The sequence below is a fragment of the Actinomadura roseirufa genome, from assembly GCF_900659635.1.
In the GTDB taxonomy this organism is placed as follows: domain Bacteria; phylum Actinomycetota; class Actinomycetes; order Streptosporangiales; family Streptosporangiaceae; genus Spirillospora; species Spirillospora roseirufa.
Window position 1 is genome coordinate 1 of the sequence record NZ_CAACVB010000445.1, and the last position, 4,169, is coordinate 4,169.

Genomic DNA, 4,169 nt, shown 5'->3' on the forward strand with positions numbered 1-4,169 from the left:
CGAGCGGTCGCGCAGCGGCGCCAGGGTCCGCGCGCCAGGCACTGACAGCCGCGCGCACTGGCACAGCGCGCTGCCCGCCCCCGCCTCGGTGAACACCGTCGCGCCCGCCGCGCGCACGGCGCGCAGCGCCGCCGGGAGGCGCACCGGCTCGACGATGCAGTCGGCCAGCGCCCGGTGCAGGTCGTCGGTGTCGCGGTAGGCCCGGCCGCGCACCGGGGAGTGGACGGCGACCTCCAGCGGGCGCTGCGGGCGGCCGCGGATCATCTCGTACCACTCCTCGTCGGCGCCCCGCATCGCCGGATGGTGCGACAGGTAGGGCACCGCGAGCCGAACCGCCCGCACCCCCCGTCCCCTGGCGGCCGCCAGCACCGCCTCCAGCGGCCCGTCGGGACCGCTCACCACCGTGACCTCGGGCGCGTTGAGGCACGCCACGACCACCTCCGGCGCGCCCGCGGCGGCGATGCACGCCCTGGTGCCGTCCTCGCCGGCCTCCAGCATGCCCATCCCGCCTCCGCCGCCGCGCCGGGCCAGCACCTCCACCAGGCCGACCGCCATGCGGGCGCCGTCGGTGATCCCGAACGCGCCAGCGCACACCAGCGCGGCGATCTCGCCGAAGCTCTGCCCGACCGCGTAGCCGGGGTGGACGCCCACCGTGCGCAGCGCGCGGTCGACGGCGACGGACGTGGCGTAGCCGCACAGCTGGGCGACGCCGGGCAGGGTGGCCGCCGCGCGGTAGCGGCCGGGGTCCTCCAGCAGGATCGCGCGCAGCGACGGCCACGACCGCGGCACGCCCTCCTGGACGGCGTCCAGGACGTCGTGCACGGCGCGTGCCGTGGCGGTTCCGGCGCTGGTCAGGGACGCCAGGTCGGGGACGGCGGCGGAACCGGTCCCGGCGAACAGGAAGGCGCAGACGTCATCGGGCTCGAGCTCCTCGGCGGGGCGGAAAGAAGAGAGGGACACGCGAGGTCTCCTTACCTGTAAGGAAGGCGCTCTTTTCTTTATGGTTAATGGCCGCTTGACAAAGCGTTATGGAACAAAAACCCCGAAATGGGATTATTCACTCATGGAATCGGTCTGGCAACCGTCAGTGGTGTGGGCACGTCATGCCCCACCGGCGAGACGCCCGCCCGCCCCGGCGTCCGGACACCGGACCCGGCGGCGCGTCCCGGCGATGCCCGGCCGAGCGGCCCACCACGACCACCGGCCCGCCGCCGGTGAAGGGGAGTGACGCATGACCTCGCAGCCGACGGACCGGCCGGAGCATAGCGAACGGCACCGCGCCGCAAATGCCGGAAGCGGACGACCGGGATGGGCGATCAAAGGCACGGCCTCCTACCTGCCAGCCGACCGGGTGCCCAGCGACCGGCTCTCGCGCTCGCTCGGCCTGGAACCCCACTGGATCGAGGATCGCACCGGAATCCGCGGGCGGCACGTCGCCGCACCAGGGCAGGCCTCCTCCGACCTCGCCGCCGAGGCCGCCGCCCGGGCGCTGCGCGAGGCCGGGCTCACCCCCGGCGACATCGGCCTCATCGTCCTCGGCACCTCCACCCCCGACGAGCTCGGCCCCTCCACCGCCTGCCGCGTCCAAGCGCTGCTGGGCGCCGGCCGCGCCGCCGCGTTCGACGTCGCCGCCGCCTGCACCGGATTCCTGTTCGGGCTGCAGGCCGCCGTGGGCTGGCTGTCCACCCAGCGCGGGGCGCCCCCGTACGCGCTGGTCATCGGCGTGGAGGTGTACTCGCGCTTCCTCGACCCCGGCGACCGCGCCACTGCCGCGCTGTTCGGCGACGGCGCCGCCGCGGCGGTGGTCGGCCCGGTCCCGGGGCCCTACGGGATCGGGCCGGTGACGCTCGGCTCGGACGGCTCGCGCGCCGGGGACGTGCTCATCCCCGCGGGCGGCAGCCGCGCGCCCGCCAGCGCCGAGACCCTGGCCGCTCTCGGACACACCATCCGGATGGACGCCCGCGCCGTCCGCGACTTCATCGCCGCGACCTTCCCGCGGCTGGTGGCCGCCGAGTGCGAGGCCGCCGGGATCAAGCCCGCCGACCTCGCGCTGGTCGTCCCGCACCAGCCCAACCCCCGGCTGGTCGCCGCACTGGCCGCCGAGGCGGGACTGGAACCCGCCCAGATCGCCATCGCCGGGCAGGACGTCGGCAACATCGGCGCCGCCAGCCTGCCCTACGCGCTCGACGCCGCCCTGCGCTCGCGTCCCCCGAGGGCCGGTGACCTGGTGCTGCTCGCCGGATTCGGCGCGGGCCTGACCTGGGCGCACACCCTCATCAGCTGGCACCCGCCCGCCTGAGCCGCCCGGCGGACGCGCCGCGGCCCGCCGGGACGAACCCGGCGGGCCGCGGGACGGGGGCGGATCACGGGCCCGCGAGCGGCGGGCGCCGTCTTCAGACGGCCGGGGCCGCCGTGCGGGGGAAGCGGGCCCGCATCTCGTCGATCAGCAGGTCACGTGACACCGGCCCGCCGAACCGGAGCCGGTCGTAGGCGGCGAACGGCGTCGCCAGGGCGTCCAGTTCGTCGATCATGGCGTGCAGGCGCCGCGACCAGTCCGCCGAACCGGCGTCCTCCTCGTTCGGCGCCGCCTCCAGCGCGTTCACCAGCGTCTCCTTGCGGCGCATCGTCGCGGGGGTGACCGTCCGCAGGCACACCAGCTGCCCGCTCAGGTAGTCCTGCCATCCCTCCCGCCCCTCGGCGAGCTCCTCCCACTGGGCGACGAACCACTTCTCCAGCGCGTCCGGCCCGCCGGCCTGGTCGGCGAGGTCGAACAGGTCCGACGGCACCATCTCCGTGCCGTCCGAGAGCAGGTAGGAGGGCAGCGGCAGGCGCCCGTCCAGCATGAGGCGGCGCACCTGCTCGGGATCGCGGCCCTTCGCCGAGCACAGCCGCTCCAGCTCGACGAACCACTCACGGACGTAGGCGTCGTCGGCCTCCGACATCGGATGGTCGCCGTTGACCTCGCGGTACCGCCCGGCCAGGCGCTTCTTCAGCACAGATTCCGTCATGGCCGCACGCTAGCCCCCGATCATTTCGACGGACGCCGAACGATGCTCACCACTCCGACAGCACCAGCGCCTGGACGGCCAGCGCCGTCACCGCCTGCGCCGCCAGCCACCCCCTCGTCCAGGTGCGGCCCGGCCCCGTCTCCTCCGCCGGCCCGCGCGAGACGGGCGAGGCGAGCGGTGCGATCGCCGGGAGCCACGCCGCGAACGGCACCCAGATCCGTTCCACCTCGCCCCTGGTCACCCCCGTCGCGTCCAGCGCGAGCATCGCCAGCAGCGCGGCGCCCGCGGGCGCCGCGACCGCGAGCCCCGGCGGCAGCGCCCGCCCTCGCGCGACCCGCAGCGCCGCCGCGAGCGCCGCGGGCAGCGCGCGGGCCACCGCGGGGCCCGTCAGCAGGCCCAGCACGGCCAGGTCCGCGAACAGGAAGTACACATAGGGGCGCCGCGCCGATCCGCCGCTCACCAGATAGGTGTCGAGCGTGGCGCGCAGCCCGTCCGGCCACCAGAAACCCGCCACGGTGAACAGCGCGGGCACCACCACCAGCCCCGCCCCGGCCGCCGCGAGCACCGCCGCCCGCGGACGGCACAGCAGCACCACCACCAGCGGGACGGCGAACAACGGCACCAGCCCGTAGCTCAGGTAGGGCAGGCACCCCAGCAGCAGTCCCGCCCCGGCCGCCGCGATCCAGCGCGCCCCCGTCCCCCGTGCCCGCGCCTCCGGACCACGCGCCGGGCGCCCGCCCGACGCGATCGCCAGCAGCGCGGTCCCCCACGCGCCCGCCGCCAGGAACAGGGCGTCCATCGCCGTCGCGATCCACAGGGCCACCGGCGCCAGCACCACGAAGGGCACCGAGGCCCGTGCCGCGCGCTCGCCCGCGACGCGGCGCAGCGTCACCGCGATCGCCGCCGCCGCCGACGTCCCGGCCGCGATGACCACCGCCGCCGCCCACCCCGTCCCGCCCAGGCCCGCCCGCTCCAGCAGCCACAGCACCAGCGGCGGCAGCGGCGGATGGCCCCGGACGTGCGTCGGATAGCCGCCGAGCCGCTCGGTGAAGGTCCGCAGCCACCCGGCCGGATCCGGGCGCAGCGCCGCCAGCCCCGCCGGGGCCGAGGCGCGATCGAAGGCGCCGTGCGGGACGGGCGCGGGCGGTAGCGGATCCGGAG

Annotated in this window: 4 protein-coding genes; 1 reads left to right on the plus strand and 3 read right to left on the minus strand. The window is 76.3% G+C overall.

The window, feature by feature from the left end; all coding sequences use genetic code 11:
- Nucleotides 1-960 (minus strand): ACP S-malonyltransferase (locus E1291_RS39765; protein ID WP_131743168.1); only part of this gene is annotated, 960 nt, incomplete at its 3' end.
- Between the two features lie 271 nt (nt 961-1,231).
- On the opposite strand from E1291_RS39765, the gene E1291_RS39770 reads away from it, so the two are divergent.
- Nucleotides 1,232-2,299, plus strand: a complete 1,068-nt coding sequence (locus tag E1291_RS39770; RefSeq protein WP_131743169.1) for a 3-oxoacyl-ACP synthase III family protein — start codon at nt 1,232-1,234, stop codon at nt 2,297-2,299.
- A gap of 94 nt (nt 2,300-2,393) precedes the next feature.
- Here E1291_RS39770 and E1291_RS39775 read toward each other — a convergent pair whose 3' ends face one another.
- Both E1291_RS39775 and E1291_RS42875 read right to left on the minus strand, forming a co-directional pair.
- The gene (locus E1291_RS39775) at nt 2,394-3,008 is read right to left on the minus strand and encodes a DUF6058 family natural product biosynthesis protein (RefSeq protein ID WP_131743170.1); all 615 of its coding nucleotides are present in this window, start codon (nt 3,006-3,008) and stop codon (nt 2,394-2,396) included.
- Between the two features lie 46 nt (nt 3,009-3,054).
- Nucleotides 3,055-4,169: hypothetical protein (locus E1291_RS42875; RefSeq protein ID WP_165495525.1), on the minus strand; the 1,115-nt coding region annotated here is incomplete at its 5' end.

Bases quoted from the DNA above. Each gene is read 5' to 3' on its own strand.
- E1291_RS39775 (WP_131743170.1), bottom strand. From the start codon at position 3,008: ATGACGGAATCTGTGCTGAAGAAGCGCCTGGCCGGGCGGTACCGCGAG.
- E1291_RS39770 (WP_131743169.1), top strand. From the start codon at position 1,232: ATGACCTCGCAGCCGACGGACCGGCCGGAGCATAGCGAACGGCACCGC.